Genomic DNA, 17,363 nt, shown 5'->3' on the forward strand with positions numbered 1-17,363 from the left:
CAAAGGGTGTAAAAAAGGACAGCTGAAAAGTGCATTTTTTTCAAAGAATCTTCAAAATTCGTTGCTGTTTCCCTATTTTTGTACACGAAATGTGCAGACCGATGACAGAGGACGAGATTTTCATAGATTTCCAACAAGGCAAGATAGACTCACTATATGATATCCTGTACGGGAGACTGATGTCGTATGCCTCCCGCTGCTTGGGGGAGGACGCCTCGTTCATGTCGGAAGACTGTGTGCAGGACGCCATCTACAAGACTTACCGGATGCGCAGCACCTTTCAGAATGCCGCAGCCTTCAAGTCCTATCTCTACACCTGCATCCACAACCACGCCGTCTCCATCCTCCGCAAACAGATGGCGCAAGAGAACTATCTCGCAAACCGGGAAGAGGAGGACCTGCAACACTCGTTGCTGGAACAGGAGGTGCTCGACCTGTTGTTCGACGCCATCCGTTCGCTTCCGGAGAAGTACCGTCGGCTGTTTGACATGAGCTTTGAACAGGGATTGAAAAATGCTGAAATAGCCGCCTTGCTCCACGTGTCGGAGAGTGCGGTCAAGAAGCAGAAGGCAAGTATGATCCAGCAGCTGCGCGATGACCTACTGCGCAAGACGGGCAAAGACTACATGTCGCTTTTCCTGCTCTGCCTGATGTAATCCGGACCGCAGAGACATCGCCCCGACGGATTCTTCCGCCGTTCCACAAATATTCTTCAACCCAAATTTCGTTTCTTCTCAGGGAATCGCTATATTTGTTACATAAACAACTAATTTATCGTAAGCATGAAAACACAGGTAACACATTTAGGAATGATTGATTCAGAAAACCGCCAACAAAGTTATGGGGCGCGCATCCAGTTGGATGGAAAGGAAGTGTATGTTGACTTGAATTTCTACACGCTTCGTCCGGACGCTTCCGGATGGGCAGAAGTCTATGAGGATTATATCACGCATCTGGCAGAGCACCAACGGACGGTAGAGACGGCCCTGCGCCGTGATTTTGAAAAAGGGGGCATTGTGCGCAAGTACATCGACTGCCACCTGAAGGAACTCCCCTCTTCCATCCTCGAGAAGATGCTGGCTCCGACGCCTCCCTCCCTCTCACCCGAAGAACGGTTGCTGTCCCTCCTCTCCCTGAAACGCATCGGGCTTTATCCCGGAGATGATGCCTACGCCGTGTGGGACTACACACCGGGATGGCAATATACAGACCAGCTGATTGTCGGCAACACGGACGAAGCAGGCAAGCTGGAGTATGTGTCGTGGGAGAGCTGAGCGAACAAGATGATAACAAGATAACGCGGACCTGTCCCTGCTGTCGGCAGAGGCAAGTCCGCGTTCTTTTTCTCTCTTATATCTTACATCCGGATACGGCTCAGATGCGCTCCAGTTGCACGGTGAAGTGGCGCATCAGCGGAGCTTCCCAGGTGATGCGTACGCCGTGCTGGATTTCCTCGCGACGGTCATAGACATTCTTCAGTGCCACGGCAATCACGTCCATGTGGTTGTTCGTATAGACACGGCGCGGGATGGCAAGGCGCAACAGGTCCAGACCGCCGAAACGGTTCTCACGGGTCACCGGGTCACGGTCGGCAAGAATGTAACCGATCTCGCAACCACGGATGCCTGCCTCCAGGTAAAGCTCAATCGTCAACGTCTGAGCGGGGAATTCTTCTTTAGGTACGCGCGTGAGGATTTTCGTCGCATCGACGAAGATGGCGTGTCCACCGGCAGGACGCTGGTAGGGAATGCCGAACTCGTCGAGACGGGCAGCAAGGTATTGCACCTGCTTGATGCGCGTCTCCAGATTGTCAAACTCCGTGTTCTCATCCAGACCGATGGCCAATGCGTTCATATCCCGTCCGTTCATGCCGCCATACGTCAGGTAGCCTTCAAACTGGATGCAGTACCCTTTGGCACCGTCGTACCAGTCCTGACGATGGGTAGCGATGAATCCGCCCATGTTGACGATTCCGTCCTTCTTCGCACTCATGGTCATGCCGTCAGCCAGAGAGAACATCTCGCGGGTGATTTCCTTGATGGTCTTCCCGGCATAGCCTTCCTCACGGGTCTTGATAAAATAAGCGTTCTCGGCAAAACGCGCCGAATCGAACACGACCGGCTTGCCATACTTGTCTGCCAACGCACGCACCTCGCGCAGGTTCTGCATCGACACGGGCTGTCCGCCGGCTGTGTTGTTGGTGATGGTCACAATGATGAACGGGATGCGGTCGCCATGTTCACGCAACGCCTGCTCCAGTTTGCGCGGGTCGACATTCCCCTTGAACGGATGTTCCAGCTGGGTGTCCTTTGCCTCGTCGATGGTACAGTCGAGCGCAGTAGCCTTGCGTCCCTCGATGTGTCCCTTTGTCGTGTCGAAGTGCGAGTTGCCCGGGACGATGTCCCCCTCATGCACCAGGTAAGAAAACAACACATTTTCCGCCGCACGGCCCTGGTGGGTCGGGATGACATATTCAAATCCCGTCAGGCGGGTGATGGTCTCTTTCAGTTTGAAGAAAGAAGATGCGCCGGCATAGCTCTCGTCGCCCAGCATCATTCCTGCCCACTGACGGTCGCTCATGGCACCCGTCCCCGAGTCGGTGATGAGGTCTATGTAGACCTGTTCGGCTTTCAACTGGAACACGTTGTAATGCGCTTCCTTAATCCACTGTTCGCGCTCTTCGCGGGTGCTTTTACGGATGGGTTCCACCATCTTGATTTTCCATGATTCAGCAAAAGGTAATTCCATAAGTCTGCTTTTTAAGGTTTATGTCCCGAAGTTAGGCGGTATTTGCCGCATGACAAAGCAATCTGCTTTCTTTTTGTTCAAGAGCTGTTGTAAAACAGAAAAAGAAGGACATCCTGTCACGCAAATGTAGCCGTTTCGCCAACGGAACGTAGAACGGGTGTAGCGTCCCTGTCACAAGATAGCCTCATCTTTGCAGCGAAAATCTTAGTGTATAACAGAGACAACATGCGAATCAGAACATTTGCAAGAAGTGTATGTATCTTAGGGATGGGCATCGTAGCTACTGCGCTCCATGCCGAGAACATCAAAGGACAAATTTCAGACAAAACAACCGGTGAACCACTCGTCGGAGCACTCGTGAAAGTGGTAGGCTCGACCCAGGGCGGAGTGACCGATATCGACGGACACTATCAGCTCCGGCAACTGCCTGCCGGAACGTATACCCTGGAAGTGACGTATGTGGGATACCGCACCCTGCAGGTGCCCGACGTGCGACTCGACGGAAAGGACCTTTCGCTGGACATACAGCTCGACCCCGACACGCAAGAGCTGGGAGAGGTCATGGTGACGGCACGGAAAAACCTCGAAGGAGAGAAGGCACTGATGATGGAACGTCAGCAGGCATCCTTCGCCATTGAGAACATGGGTGCCAAGGAGATGAGCCTCAAGGGTGTTGGCAACGTGCAGGAGGGGCTGACCAAAATCACCGGAATATCGGTGGCGGATGCCGGACAGCTGATTGTCCGCGGACTGGGCGACCGCTACAGCACCACCACCCTCAACGGACTTCCCATCGCCTCGCCCAACCCGGACAACAAGCTTATTCCACTCGACATCTTCCCGACTGCCACGGTGCAGAACATCACCGTCAGCAAGGTTTATGAAGTCGGCTCGTTCGCCGACTACTCGGGAGCACATATAGATATAGGTACCAAGGAGAGTGTGGGACGCGACTTCCTCACGGCAGACTTCAACGTCGGCGGAGCCTTCAACACCCTGGGCAGCGACTTCTATCGGAGTGACCGGCGGGGAACGATGTTCACTACCGACAAGCTCGACGACCGCTACTGGGACATGAGCCGGACGGAATTCAACACGGACGTGCTGCGCACAGACCCCTTCGATACTTCCTTTGCCATCGACCGTCAGACAGCACTGCCCGACTTCGGCGGCTCACTCTCCGGCTCCAAGGAATGGGACTTTGTCGGCGGGGATGCTCTCAGCCTGATGGCATCACTCGGCATCAGCCACTCGTCGCAAATACTCGACGATGCCAACGTGAAGACCATGAACAAACAGGGCGACATCAAGAACAACTTCGACTACGACAGTTTCACCTCCAGGCTCAATCTCGCAGGACTGCTCAGCCTGGGCTACTCCTTCCGCGAATCGGACAACCTGTCTTACACCTTCCTCTATGCACGGAATGCCGAAGACGAATACCGGAACCGCAGCGGCTTCGACTCTGAAGGCAACGACCTGCTGGGCAGCAACAGCGTCTTCCACGCCTACAGCCTGCTCAACAACCAGCTTGCCGGACATCATGACTTTGCCGAACGATGGACACTCGACTGGGCTGCCTCCTATGGCATGACACGCAGCGACGAGCCGGACCGCCGCCAGGTGATGTTCCGCCGTGACCCCGAAACGAATGAACCGACACGCCTCTTCCTGCTCAACCAACAGGAGACCATGCGTTACTTCGGTGAACTGGAAGAAGACGAGCTGGTGGGCGACGTACGCAGCAGCTACCGCTGGAACGACAACGACCTCGTGCGCTTCGGAGCTGCCTACAAGAACAAGAAACGTGACTTCCGCAGCGCGAACTTCTACTACAACCTCGACAACCTCGATGCCGACATCACCACCATCTACGATACCGACGGCTACCTGAACTATGCCAACGTGCAGAACGGCTCCATCGTGGTCGACCGCAACATGCAGGCACGCAACTCCTACCAGGCGACACACGACATCCTTGCCGGATTTGCCGAAATCGAGTTGCACCCGTGGACGAGCTGGATGGTCAACGTCGGTGTGCGCGTAGAGAACTCGCGTCAGAGTGTGGACTACTACACCGACGGAGGAACGCCGCGCACCGCAGAGCTGAACAAGACCGACTTCTTCCCGGCTCTCAACGTCAAGTATGACCTCACCCCGGAACAAAGCTTCCGCTTCTCCGCCTCGCGCACCGTCACCCGTCCTGCCTTCGTCGAGATGGCACCCTTCCTCTACCGCCCCAGCTATGGGAGCACCTCCCTGCGCGGTAACGAAGAAATACAGAACGGCTACAACTACAACGTGGACCTCCGTTACGACTTCTTCCCGAAGAACTCCAACGACATGTTCTCCGCCACGCTCTATTTCAAATATCTCCAGGACCCTATCGAACGCATCCAGCAGGCAGAAGGCGGCGACGCCGTCCACTCCTTCCGCAATGCAGACAACGGCATAGCTGCCGGCATCGAACTGGAGTTCCGCAAAGAGCTGTTCAAGAGCTTCCGGGTGGGACTCAACGGCTCCTACATGTACACCAACGTAAAGCTGCCGGGCAATGACGGCATCTACACCGAGAACCAGCGTTCGTTACAGGGAGCGTCGCCCTACCTGCTCAATGCCGATGTCAGCTACACCCCGCGCTGGGGCGAAGAGAAACAGCTCAGCCTGGCACTGGTCTACAACATGCAGGGCCCGCGCATCCACACCGTCGGCATCTTCGGACTGGGCGACGTGGAACAGGATGCACTCCACACGCTCAACTTCGTAGGCAGCTTCCGCATGAACAACCACTTCACCCTGAAATGGAAAGTCAACGACCTGCTGGGCAGTACCGCCCGCTTCCGTCAGGATGTCCCCGACACGGGCGAGAAAGTCACCGTAGAGTCCTACAAACCGGGCACCCATGCCGAAATAGGCATCAGCTACACATTGTAGGAGTCCGCATGGAAATGAACTTAAAAACTTACCAACCTATAAACTAACCAACTACAATGCTTATGAAACTGAATGTTTTTGGAATGAAAGTAAACGTATGGGCCATGGCAGCCTTAATGAGTATGGGTCTCTGCGCCACTGCATGCAGCGACAGCGATGACGACAGCCAGAACCCCGGCGGAGGCGACGCAACCACCGTGGAGATGGAGAACGGCGCTACACTGACGGGCGGTGTCAAGAACGGACAGACCGTCATCCTCAAAGAAGGCTACTCCTTCAAGCTCTCCGGTGAATACCTGGTGGAGGCCGGCGGTCTGCTCAAAATCGAACCGGGCGTGACCATCAAGGCTCAGAACGACGACGATACTCCCGACTATATCATGGTCGCCATGGATGGCAAAATCGATGCACAGGGCACTGCCGACAACCCCATCGTGATGACCGTGGAGAACTATCCTGCCGAAGGTGCTTCGCTGGGAGGCAACGGCTGGTGTGGGGTACACATCTGTGGAAAGGCACATACCAACAAGGGTACCGGCACGAAATCTGAAATCGGCGGCTACCCCTACGGCTCAGGAAGCAGCACGGCAAATGACAACGACAATTCGGGTACGATGCGCTACGTCCGCCTGGAGTGTGCCGGCTATGCATTCTCTGAAGAGACGGAAGCCAACGGACTGACACTCTACGGCGTGGGAAATGGCACGACCATCGACCACATTCAGGTATACCGTGGTGCGGACGACGGTGTGGAGTTCTTCGGAGGCTCCGTCAATGTGAAATACCTCATCGTGACCGACTGTGAGGACGACTCGTTCGACTGGACGGAAGGCTGGAACGGCAAGGCACAGTTCCTCGTTGCCGACCAACGTGGCACAACAGCTGCCAAGGACAACGGCGACTGCCTGATCGAGGCGGACAACAACGGAGACGACAACGCTGCCACTCCTATCGCCCACCCCATCCTTGCCAACCTGACGCTGATTGGCAACAACAGCACGGAAGGCACCCGCGGCATCCGTCTGCGTGAGGGTACTCAGGCTGAAATCTACAATGCCATCGTGACCGGCAAGCCGAACTGTCTGACTGTGGAGACCGAAGGTACCGAAAGTTCATTGGCAGACGGCACTTCGAAATTACAATACATCGTGCTGGGACAAAACTTCTCATCGGCTGAAGGCATCTACACGCAGGACATGTTCCTTGCCGAGGGCAACCACAACAGCGTATCTGCCACCAACATTCCCTCGTTTGCATCCAATGACTTCGTCGGAGTCATCGACGGTGGAGCCACCTTGTCCGACTCCTTCTTCACCACAGCTGCTTACTGTGGTGCCGTGAGCGCCGACAACAGCGCATGGGACCTGAACAAGGCTTGGATGCGCAAGTAAAAACGACATTTCTCATCATGTTTTATATAGATTGCGTATATCCGGACGTTGGGACGACACACCACCCACTCCGGTAAAATAAGGCTCATGAAAAGGCAGAGGCGTGCTCGCGAGGAGTGCGCCTCTGATGTTTAAGAAGGCAGGCAATCCCCCTTTCAATGATAAAACAACAAATAGAACAACGGCAGATAGTCTTTCAAGCTGACGCGAAGCACCTTCAGGGCTTTACCTATATGATACTCCACACTCTTGACCGACAGGCCTACCGTTTCGGCGATCTCCTTGTTGCTGCGGTTCTCAAAGCGGCTGAGCATGAAGATGTGACGGGTCTGTTCGGGGAGAGAGGACAAGGTCTGGCGGATGATGAGGGTCACCTCTTTGGAGAAAATCTCGTCGGGGTTGCAGGCTTCGAGGGTGGACAGACGGATGGACAGCTCCTGCATCCGCCAGGATTCCAGCTCACTGCACGAACGCAACTCCACCTCCCGGTGTTTCAGATAGTCGAGAGACTTGTGCTTCAGGATGGTCAGCAACAAGGGGAGGACAGCCTCCTGGGCGACCGGGCTCTCCTTCAGCCTCTCCCACAACTCGATCAACGACTCCGAGGTGATGTCTTCCGCCACCAAATCGTCGTGCACGTAAGACTTGGTAAAATAGAAAGACCGTTTATACAGACTCGTATAGATTTGACTGAACGAGTCGGCAGTGTATCCGTTCATGTGTATTCTCCTTAAAAACTTGACACAGCAAAAGTATATCATTTCCCGAGAAACACCAAAAGGGACAGCTTCCTCTTTCGGAGACGGACACCGGTGAGTTTCCACATTCACACTTTTCAGCACACCAAACAAACTTTCTTCCTTACATCGTTTGTATTTCATCGAAATATCCTATCTTTGTCAGAAGGAAAAACAAGTAAAACTGTTTTTGATAGGTGATTATAGTTTTTTAGATTGTGTTTGTGTTGAGGGAGGGATGTCGTGATGACATTCCTCTCTCTCTTTATGCCCGCATGGATGTTGATTGTTTTCTAGGGCTTCTTCTGCTGACGGATGCTGAAGTGATGCATCTCGTCCCGGTATTCATAGTGCACCTCCAGCCCCGATAGTTTGCAGATACCGGCGACAATGGACAGTCCCAGTCCGGTCGAGCCTTCCTGCTTGCTCCCCTTGTAGAAACGTTCGAAGATTTTTGTATGGTCAAGCGGATGCCGGACACCCGTGTTGCTGATGCAGAAGGTATCCGCCGTCAGGGTGATGACCAGACGGCCGCCGTCGGTGTTGTGGACGAAGGCATTCTTCAGCAGGTTGGTCACGAGGGTCACGGCGAGTGTCTCGTTGAGGACAAACGTCAGCCTCGCCTCTTCACGGACGCTGACGGCAATGTCCCGGTATTCATAGACCTCGCAGTAGTCATCCAGGTAGCGGCGCACAATGTGGTTGAAGCAGACGGGACGGACGTCAGCAAACTGCTCGTTCTCGATTTTCGACAGCAACAGGAGCGACTTGTTGAGCTTCGTGATGTGCTCCAGGGTCTGGTGTGTCTTTGCCAGCTCCTCCAGCTGTCTCTCCGTGATGTCCTCATCCTCCATCAGCATCTCCAGACGGTTGCGGCAGATGGCAAGCGGCGTCTGCAACTCATGCGAGGCATTGCCGATGAAACGCTTCTGCTGCTCGAACAGCTGTTCGTTGCGGGCGGCATAGAGGTTGGCAGCATCATAGAGGGTACGGAACTCGGTGATGGTGTTCCGGTTGGGGAGCGGCTCGTTCTTCTGCCCGACGCGGTAATGCCTGAACCAGTCGAGCAGACGGTAGAGCGGCTGCATGCTCCGGTAGAACACATAGATGTTGAGCACGATGATGATGACCAGCAACGTGGCATAGAGCAGGCTCGTCCATATCAGGATGGAGTGTATCACGTCACGCTTCTCGATGGTGGGCGTCATCACCACCAGCTGAAAATATTCCCCCGCCTCATTCTCGAAGATGGTCCTCAGGATACGTGCCGGCTCGGTCTCCCGTTTCTCCTCGATGTAGACCATCTCGTCGGCATACTCGATGCTCGGGTGTGTCATGGCATAGTGCCCGTCCACCCGGACGAGGTAGTACTGGTTGTTCGAGCCATTGTCTTTCGACGGAAGCTGCTCGCCGCTCAAGGCACGGATGATGATGGTCTCCGAGTAATCCTCCAGCGAGTCGTCCACCTCGTCGTTGATTTCATCAATCATCGCCACGTAGAAGAGCACCGCCCACACCGACAGTATCAGGGTGACGGCAACAGACAGACGGAGTGTGACGTGCGATATGAGTTTCATGCTTCCCGGGTGAATTTATAGCCGAAGCCGTAGACAGCCTTGATTTCGGCAGTGGCTCCTGCCGCCTTCAGCTTCTTGCGCAGGTTCTTGATTTGTGCATAGATGAAGTCATAGTTATCCACCTGGTCGATGTGGTCTCCCCAGACCGACTCGGCAAGGGTGGACTTGTTGACCAGCCGTTCGGGACGGTTCATGAAGTAGAGCAGGATGTCATACTCCTTGCGGTTCAGTTCCAGTTCCTTTTCACCGACGAACACCTGGTAGGTGTCAGGTGCCACGGTGATGTTGCCGCAGGTGATGCGGTTCTCTCCCCCATGATGGTTCCGGCGGATGACACTCTTGATGCGTGCACTCAGCTCCGCCAGATGGAAAGGCTTCGCCAGGTAGTCGTCGGCACCCAGGTCAAGTCCCGTCACCTTGTCCTCGATGGAGTCCTTGGCAGAGATGATGATGACATTCTCTTTCTTCCGCATCTTCTTCAGTTCCTCCAGCACAGCCAGCCCGTTGCCGTCCGGCAACATGATGTCCAGCAGGACACAGTCATAGTCGTACGTGCCGATTTTCATCATGGCAGTCCGGAAGTCGGGAGCACACTCCACGACATATCGTTCTTTCTCCAGCGAACGCTGCATCAGTTCGCGCAAGGAGGCTTCGTCTTCAATGATGAGCAGTTTCATAAATAAATAAGGTGTTTCATGTTTCCCGTTCACGGACAGACGCTCGTCCGCCCGTCGTCACACTGCAAAGAAAGAATTATATTCTGAAATAAAGTTGAAAAAACAGGAAATATTTGCCACCCGAAGCATCGTCGGTCTCTTTACCTGCCTATCTTTGTTACAGTGTAACCCTTAAAACAGAAATGACAATGATGAAGAAATGGATGCTCATGGTAGCCTTCGTGCTGGGCACGATTCCCGCCCTGGCTCAATCCGTAGTCTATGACCAGACAAGCAGCAACGGCGTACGTACGCTGATTTGTGAAGGTATCAACCTGGGCGTTGTCGGCGACACCGACGTCAATGTCGGACTTGCCGGCTTCAACTACGACGGCACGGTGCTCTATTCACTGGCAGTGGTCGTGGGTTCAGGCAGCTCGGTGACCATCCCTGCCGGCAGCAAGTGCGTGCTCACCCTCACCAACGGCAAGCAGTATGAGTTGGAAAGCGTATCAGGCGGCACGGCTGTATTGCAGAACATGGACGTACAGATGGACCGCGTCTACCAGTCCTACCAACGCTTTGCCTACTACAACATCAAGAAGTCGGTGCTGAAAAAGCTGAAGAAAGGCATTGCACGCATCGAGTTCCAGATGCAGCCGCGCAGCTATGCCGCATCCTTTGATGCCGACTCGCTGGGCGCACTGCTGCTCAACTCACGCGAGGTCATCGACACGACCTTTGGAAAGTAAGGAAGGCAAGTGTCGCTGCACACGTCCAAGCCGCAGCGGACCACGTGGCAAAGGAATCAGGCAGGAGGAAAATCAGATTGGTTTTCCTCCTGTTTTTGTATTTCCTCACTCCTCCGTACCCATCCTCTGCCAGGCGGAACCCCTCTTTGCCGTAGAAGAAACCTCCTTCAGCGGAAGAGAGAAACAGACGGACATCCCTCTCTTCTCGGATTCCTCACCGAAGCAATCCAAGTCCCACGCCGTGGGAATATGAGTTCCACGCCGTGGGAATGCGAGTTCCACGCCGTGGAAATGTGAGTTCCACGCCGTGGGAATGCGAGTCCCACGCCGTGGGAATGTGAGTTCCATGCCGTAGGGAATACGAGTTCCACGCCGTGGGAATGCGAGTCCCATGCCGTTGGGAATGCGAGTCCCATGCCGTGGGAACTCTCATCTCTCCCCGTGGGGTATATGTACTGCTGTTGAAATTTCTTGCAGCGGATGGCAGTCCGTTCATGACAAACTGCTATCTTTGCCCTGCTAATAACTATAGAATCAGCCAAGAAGTGATATCAGTTGAAAATTTAAAGGTGGAGTTTGGCGTCACCCCGCTATTCGACGACGTGTCATTCGTCATCAACAAGAAAGACCGCATCGCCCTGGTCGGGAAGAACGGTGCCGGCAAATCCACCATGTTGAAGATTCTGGCAGGGCTGCAACGACCCACATCGGGCGTGGTTGCCGTGCCGCGTGAAGTAACCATCGGCTATCTGCCGCAGGTCATGGTGCTGAGCGACGAGTGTACCGTCATGGAAGAGGCGGAAAAGGCATTTGAACACATCGCCGAGATGCAGGCAGCCCTGGAACGGATGAACCAGGAACTGGCAGACCGCAACGACTACGAGTCAGAGAGTTACCACGCACTCATCGAACGTTTCACCCGCGAGAACGAACGCTTCCTCATGATGGGTGGAACGAACTATCAGGCAGAAATAGAACGCACCTTGCAGGGACTGGGCTTCAGCCGTGCCGACTTTGACCGTCCGACGTCAGAGTTCAGCGGCGGATGGCGGATGCGCATCGAGCTGGCAAAGCTGTTGCTGCGCCGTCCGGATGTGCTCCTGCTCGACGAGCCGACGAACCACCTCGACATCGAGAGCATCCAGTGGCTGGAGAATTTCCTGGCAACACGGTGCAACGCTGTCGTCCTGGTAAGTCATGACCGCGCATTCATCAACAACGTGACAACGCGCACCATCGAAATCACCTGCGGACGCATCTACGACTACAAAGTGCCTTACGACGAGTTCGTGAAGCTCCGCAAGGAACGCCGCGAGCAGCAGCTCCGTGCCTACGAGAACCAACAGAAACAGATACAGGACACCGAAGAATTCATCGAACGCTTCCGCTACAAAGCCACCAAGGCGGTACAGGTGCAGAGCCGCATCAAGCAGCTGGAGAAGATTGTCCCCATCGAAGTGGATGAGGAGGACAACTCCGCCCTGAGACTGAAATTCCCGCCTGCCATGCGCAGCGGCAACTACCCCGTCATCTGCGAGGATGTGCGCAAGGCATACGGCGAGCACGTGGTGTTCGACCATGTCACCCTCACCATCAACCGGGGCGAGAAGGTGGCGTTCGTCGGCAAGAACGGCGAGGGAAAGTCTACGCTCGTGAAGTGCATCATGGGAGAGATTCCTTTCGACGGGAAGCTGACCATCGGACACAACGTACAGATAGGCTACTTTGCCCAGAACCAGGCACAGCTGCTCGATGAGAACCTCACCGTGTTCGACACGATAGACCGCGTGGCGACAGGCGACGTCCGTCTGAAGATACGCGACATCCTGGGAGCCTTCATGTTCGGCGGCGAAGCGTCGGACAAGAAAGTGAAGGTGCTGTCGGGCGGTGAACGCAGCCGCCTCGCCATGATCAAGCTGCTGCTGGAACCGGTGAACTTCCTGATTCTCGACGAACCGACGAACCACCTCGACATGCGCTCGAAGGATGTGCTCAAGGATGCCATCCGCGACTTTGACGGCACGGTGATTGTCGTCAGCCACGACCGTGAGTTCCTCGACGGACTGGTCACCAAGGTCTATGAGTTCGGAGGCGGGCAGGTGCGCGAACACCTGGGAGGCATCTACGACTTCCTGCAAAAGAAGAAGATTGACTCTCTCCAGCAGTTGGCAGCTCCCACCCTGTCGGCTTCACCGACTGCCACCAAGACGGAAGAGGCTCCAGTCTCGGAAGCCAAGCTGAGCTATGAGGCACAGAAGGAGCTGGCGAAGAAAATCCGCAAGGTCGAGAAACAGGTTGCCGACTGCGAAGCACGCATCGAAAAGCTGGAAGCGGACATCGCCGCACTCGAAACCCGGATGGCAACTCCGGAAGGGGCGTCGGACATGAGCCTCTACGAACAGCACACAGCCCTGAAGAAGGAACTGGATACCGCTGTCGAGGAATGGGAGAATGCCTCAATGGAACTGGACGAACTGAAAGAACAAACCAATTAGTTACGCTATGAAGATAAAACATTGTTTACCCATCGTCACGCTGGCCATGATGAGCCTGGCCGGTTGCGACAAGAAGCCGGCTCCGCTGACTGCCGGCATCAATCCCGCCGACATGGACACGACCATCGCTCCGGGAACAGACTTCTACCACTATGCCTGCGGTGGCTGGATCAAGAACCATCCGCTCACGGCAGAGTATTCACAGTTCGGCACGTTCAACGAACTGCGCGAGAACAACCGCAAGCAGCTGCACGACATCATCACCGCCCTCGCTGCTCCTGAAGCAGAGAACCAGCCGGGAAGCATCGAGCAGAAAATCGGCGACCTGTACAACATCGTGATGGACTCCGTCCGCCTGAACAACGAGGGCATCGAGCCCGTCCGTTCAGACATGAGCGCCATCCTTGCCATCAAGGAGAAAGACCAGATTCTTCCGGCAATGAACCTGCTGATGATGAAGGGTACACCGGGATACTTCGGGACCTACATCGGTGCTGACATGAAGAACAGCAGCATGAACCTGGTGGGCGTATGCCAGGGAGGCATCACACTGGGCGAGAAGGAATACTACCTCGACAATGACGACAAGACCAAAGAAATCCGGGAGAAATACAAACAGTACATCGTCAACCTCTTCAAGCTTTTCGGCACGGACGAAGCGAATGCGAAGTGGAAGATGGAGGCTGTCATGGAGATTGAGACACGCCTGGCAAAAGCATCGCTCAGCGCAGTCGAACTCCGCGACCCTGCCAACAGCTACCACAAGATGACGCTCGACGAACTGAAGAAGGAGGTGCCGGGCATCAACTGGGACGTGCACTTCAAGTCACTGGGCATCGAGGGACTGAAAGAGCTGAGCCTCGACCATCCGAAGTTCCTGAAGGAGGTGGCAGACATCCTCAACAACGTAGACCTTGACAAGCAGAAGGCCTACATGACCTGGAAGCTCATCAACAGTGCAGCCGACTGCCTGAGCGACGAAATCAGTGCCGAACAGTTCAACTTCTTCGGACGCACGATGTCCGGACAGCAAGAGCAGTCAGCCCGCTGGAAACGTGCGGTCAACACCGTCGAGGCTTGTCTGGGTGAAGGCTTGGGACAGATGTACGTGAAGAAATACTTCCCCGTGGAAGCCAAAGAGCGCATGCTTGCTCTCGTGAAGAACCTGCAGACCTCCCTCAAGGAACGCATCCAGGCCCAGGAGTGGATGAGCGACAGCACCAAGGCACGTGCTTTCGAGAAGCTCGATGCCTTCTACGTGAAGATTGGTTATCCCGACAAATGGACGGACTACACCGACCTGACCATCGACAAGTCGTCCAGCTACTGGGTGAACGCACAACGTGCCAGCATGTTCGGATGGCGCAAGATGATTGCCGACAAGTATAACAAACCGGTGGACCGCGATGAATGGCAGATGACTCCGCAGACCATCAATGCCTATTACAACCCGACGACCAACGAAATCTGTTTCCCTGCCGGCATCCTGCAACCGCCGTTCTTTGACATGGCAGCCGACGATGCCTACAACTACGGCGCCATCGGCGTAGTCATCGGACACGAGATGACTCACGGGTTCGACGACCAGGGACGTCAGTTCAACAAGGACGGCAACTTCATGGACTGGTGGGCAGAAGGTGATGCCGAGAAGTTCAATGCCCGTGCACAGGTGATGGTGGACTTCTTCAACAACATCAACGTCCTCCCCGACCTGAAGGCAAACGGACAGCTGACATTGGGCGAGAACATTGCCGACCACGGCGGTCTGAACGTCGCCTTCCAGGCTTATAAGAATGCAACGAAGGATGCTCCGTTGGCAGACAAGGAAGGCTTCACGGCTGACCAACGTTTCTTCCTGGCTTATGCCCGTCTGTGGGCGAACAACATCCGCGAAGAGGCCATCCGCAACCTGACGAAGAGCGACCCGCACTCTCTGGGCGAATGGCGTGTGAACGGTGCGCTGCCGCACATCGACGCGTGGTATGATGCGTTCCACATTACCGAGAACGATCCGCTCTACATCCCGAAGGACAAGCGGGTCAACATCTGGTAAGCCCGATACGGTTTACTCTGTGAACGTGTAAGAGACTTGAGCAGGGAAAGAAGCCGACACCCCCGGTTTCTTTCCCTGCTTCTTTTATGCCCTGGTCCCGGACAATCACTATCTTTGCGGAAACGTCCGATACTATATAAAATCACGGTAGACGACCATTCACCAAGCAAATACAATTGTCCGACGGATTGAAAACAAGTGATTGATTTGCCAGGCACAAGAGCTTGATCGGGCAAGGACTTGTATTTGTCCGATTAAGCGCAAATGTCCAGAGGACGATAACCAAAAAAGGCTGTGCCACAAAAAACGTGACACAGCCTCTATTTGAATACTATCTAATATAATCCGATTACCTCAGACGGTCGGCAGCCCGCACCAGACGCTCGTCCTTGCGGATGCCACGGATGGCGAGCAAGTCAAGAATAATGGCAACCAGTGGAAGAACAGCTCCGGTACCACAATGGAAAGTGGCGCCTGCCAACTGCTCATTGTACGCCATCAGGAAGGCAGCAAACGTCGCATACCAGCCCAACGTGACCAAGATGTTGAAGATTGTCAGACGTACCTGCAACTTACGGTTCTTATACAGAAAGATGGTCGCAAAAGCAATGATGGCAGCGAGCAATGCAATGGCAAAGATACCCCAGCATGAACCGTCACGTCCTGCCCCGGCAAGTTCCAGACCGTAAGCATAGAAAGACGACAGACTGCCGTCCTGCCCGACATAAAGCCCCAACGGCATGCTCATGGTCACACCCATCAGTACCACGACCAGCAACAGATAAGCACTTTGTATACGCTGAATCATACTTACTGCAGTTTCTCTTTCTCCTTAGCAGGATTTCTGAAATACACCTTGCCCTCGATATACTCTTGCGTAGCAATCAGCGTCGGCTTCGGCAATTTCTCATAGTAACGCGAAATCTCGATCTGCTCCCTGTTCTCAGACACCTCGTCCATGCTGTCGTTGTAAGAAGCAAACTCCTGAAGCTTCTTCGAAAGGTCGTTCTTGATTTCAACACTAATCTGGTTGGCACGCTTACCGATGATAACCACCGTTTCGTAAATGTTGCCTGTGTCCTCACACAGTTCCATCAAGTCGCGTGTCACCGTAGTGGTGGGCGCATTCGTTTTTCTGTAATCCATAATTCTTCTATTCCTTATTATATACAATGACTAGTCTTTGATATGTTTGTTCGCTTCGTTGAACATCTTGTCGACGTCCTTCAGGTACTTGCTTTCAGGGAATTCGTTCTTGAAGGCATAATACTCGTCAACCACGTCGCGATAACGTTCTTCCCGCTTCTCGACGACACTCTCGCTCGCCATTTTGTACTTCGCCAGGAACACCAGGTAAGAAAGGTCCTCGCGACGTTTTGCATACGGGAAGTCCTGCAAGGCATTCTGCGCCGTGATGACACACGAACGGTAGTTGTTGCCCATGTAGTTGCCCAGGTTATAGTACAGACGCGCCGAGAGATATTCCTTCTCCACCAGCTTGTCCTGCAACTCGAACATCATCCGCTGTGCCTCATCCTTGTAGACACTGCTCGGATAATACTCACAGAACACCTGAATCTCATTGATGGCTTCAAACGTACTGGTCTGGTCCAGACGAGGCTCGGGGGTATCATTATAGAGCGACTTGCAAGTGTAGAAACGTGCCAGCTCGGCAAACTCGCCACGCGGATACGTTGTGTAGTATTTTTTAAACGTTGAAGAAGCCTCCAGCCAGTCGCCTTGCCCGTAGTAACACATGGCAAGCATGTAGAGTGACTCTTCCGCCTTGCCGCTACCTTTCAGGATGGCAATCATGTCATTCAGCACCACAGAGGCTTTGGTATACTGCCCGCTAAAGAAATATTCCTTGGCAGCTTCGTAGCGGTATGAATAATCCTGGCTCTTGAGTACCTTGTTATAATCTCCACACGATGTCATCAGACAGGCAGAAACTAAGGCTATTGCAGTTATACTTTTCTTCATCATACTTCAAAATAATGTGCAAATTTATAGAGAAGCG

General features: G+C 54.1%; 14 protein-coding genes. 7 read left to right on the forward strand and 7 right to left on the reverse strand.

The features are described 5' to 3' along the window. The first annotated feature begins 101 nt into the window (after nt 1-101). Nucleotides 102-656: an RNA polymerase sigma factor gene (locus M3087_RS09400; protein ID WP_249095256.1), complete on the forward strand. Its 555-nt coding sequence runs from the start codon at nt 102-104 to the stop codon at nt 654-656. Nucleotides 657-809: 153 nt separating this feature from the next. Then, nucleotides 810-1,274, forward strand: coding sequence for a DUF2004 domain-containing protein (locus M3087_RS09405; RefSeq protein WP_249095259.1), 465 nt, complete (start codon nt 810-812; stop codon nt 1,272-1,274). Nucleotides 1,275-1,374: 100 nt separating this feature from the next. On the opposite strand, the gene M3087_RS09410 is transcribed toward M3087_RS09405, so the two are convergent. After that, entirely contained in the window at nt 1,375-2,748 is a 1,374-nt protein-coding gene (locus M3087_RS09410) for a tryptophanase (RefSeq protein WP_106625430.1), read from the reverse strand. A gap of 225 nt (nt 2,749-2,973) precedes the next feature. Here M3087_RS09410 and M3087_RS09415 point away from each other — a divergent pair, with 225 nt between their 5' ends. Together M3087_RS09415 and M3087_RS09420 are read left to right on the forward strand one after the other, a co-directional pair. After that, nucleotides 2,974-5,682 (forward strand): TonB-dependent receptor, encoded by a 2,709-nt coding sequence (locus M3087_RS09415; RefSeq protein WP_249095261.1) that lies wholly within the window; start codon nt 2,974-2,976, stop codon nt 5,680-5,682. A 56-nt stretch (nt 5,683-5,738) separates the two neighbouring features. Next, nucleotides 5,739-7,073, forward strand: a complete 1,335-nt coding sequence (locus M3087_RS09420; protein WP_410796995.1) for a hypothetical protein — start codon at nt 5,739-5,741, stop codon at nt 7,071-7,073. Nucleotides 7,074-7,228: 155 nt separating this feature from the next. Here M3087_RS09420 and M3087_RS09425 read toward each other — a convergent pair whose 3' ends face one another. The 3 genes from M3087_RS09425 to M3087_RS09435 all read right to left on the reverse strand — a co-directional run bounded on the left by M3087_RS09425 (nt 7,229) and on the right by M3087_RS09435 (nt 10,064). Then, the gene (locus M3087_RS09425; RefSeq protein WP_249095265.1) at nt 7,229-7,792 is read right to left on the reverse strand and encodes an RNA polymerase sigma-70 factor; all 564 of its coding nucleotides are present in this window, start codon (nt 7,790-7,792) and stop codon (nt 7,229-7,231) included. Between the two features lie 311 nt (nt 7,793-8,103). Next, on the reverse strand, nt 8,104-9,387 hold the full coding sequence (locus M3087_RS09430; protein WP_249095267.1) for a sensor histidine kinase: 1,284 nt from the start codon (nt 9,385-9,387) through the stop codon (nt 8,104-8,106). After that, a complete protein-coding gene (locus tag M3087_RS09435; protein WP_249095269.1) occupies nt 9,384-10,064 on the reverse strand; it encodes a response regulator transcription factor in 681 nt (226 codons plus the stop codon). The genes M3087_RS09430 and M3087_RS09435 overlap by 4 nt, the downstream gene beginning before the upstream one ends. A gap of 188 nt (nt 10,065-10,252) precedes the next feature. On the opposite strand from M3087_RS09435, the gene M3087_RS09440 reads away from it, so the two are divergent. From M3087_RS09440 to M3087_RS09450, 3 genes are all read left to right on the forward strand, one after another. Next, the gene (locus M3087_RS09440) at nt 10,253-10,795 is read left to right on the forward strand and encodes a hypothetical protein (protein ID WP_249095270.1); all 543 of its coding nucleotides are present in this window, start codon (nt 10,253-10,255) and stop codon (nt 10,793-10,795) included. A gap of 545 nt (nt 10,796-11,340) precedes the next feature. Then, the gene (locus M3087_RS09445) at nt 11,341-13,290 is read left to right on the forward strand and encodes an ABC-F family ATP-binding cassette domain-containing protein (RefSeq protein ID WP_289551396.1); all 1,950 of its coding nucleotides are present in this window, start codon (nt 11,341-11,343) and stop codon (nt 13,288-13,290) included. 7 nt (nt 13,291-13,297) lie between these two features. Continuing rightward, on the forward strand, nt 13,298-15,343 hold the full coding sequence (locus tag M3087_RS09450) for a M13 family metallopeptidase (protein WP_022384661.1): 2,046 nt from the start codon (nt 13,298-13,300) through the stop codon (nt 15,341-15,343). Nucleotides 15,344-15,692: 349 nt separating this feature from the next. On the opposite strand, the gene M3087_RS09455 is transcribed toward M3087_RS09450, so the two are convergent. From M3087_RS09455 to M3087_RS09465, 3 genes are read right to left on the reverse strand one after another with little or no spacing between them, the layout of a single operon-like run. Then, on the reverse strand, nt 15,693-16,151 hold the full coding sequence (locus M3087_RS09455) for a DUF4293 domain-containing protein (RefSeq protein WP_249095275.1): 459 nt from the start codon (nt 16,149-16,151) through the stop codon (nt 15,693-15,695). Nucleotides 16,152-16,153: 2 nt separating this feature from the next. Next, nucleotides 16,154-16,489, reverse strand: coding sequence for a DNA-directed RNA polymerase subunit omega (locus M3087_RS09460; RefSeq protein WP_022384663.1), 336 nt, complete (start codon nt 16,487-16,489; stop codon nt 16,154-16,156). 30 nt (nt 16,490-16,519) lie between these two features. Then, a complete protein-coding gene (locus M3087_RS09465) occupies nt 16,520-17,326 on the reverse strand; it encodes an outer membrane protein assembly factor BamD (protein ID WP_106625834.1) in 807 nt (268 codons plus the stop codon). Nucleotides 17,327-17,363: the final 37 nt, after the last annotated feature.

Source organism: Mediterranea sp. ET5, from assembly GCF_023337025.1.
In the GTDB taxonomy this organism is placed as follows: Bacteria; Bacteroidota; Bacteroidia; order Bacteroidales; family Bacteroidaceae; genus Phocaeicola_A.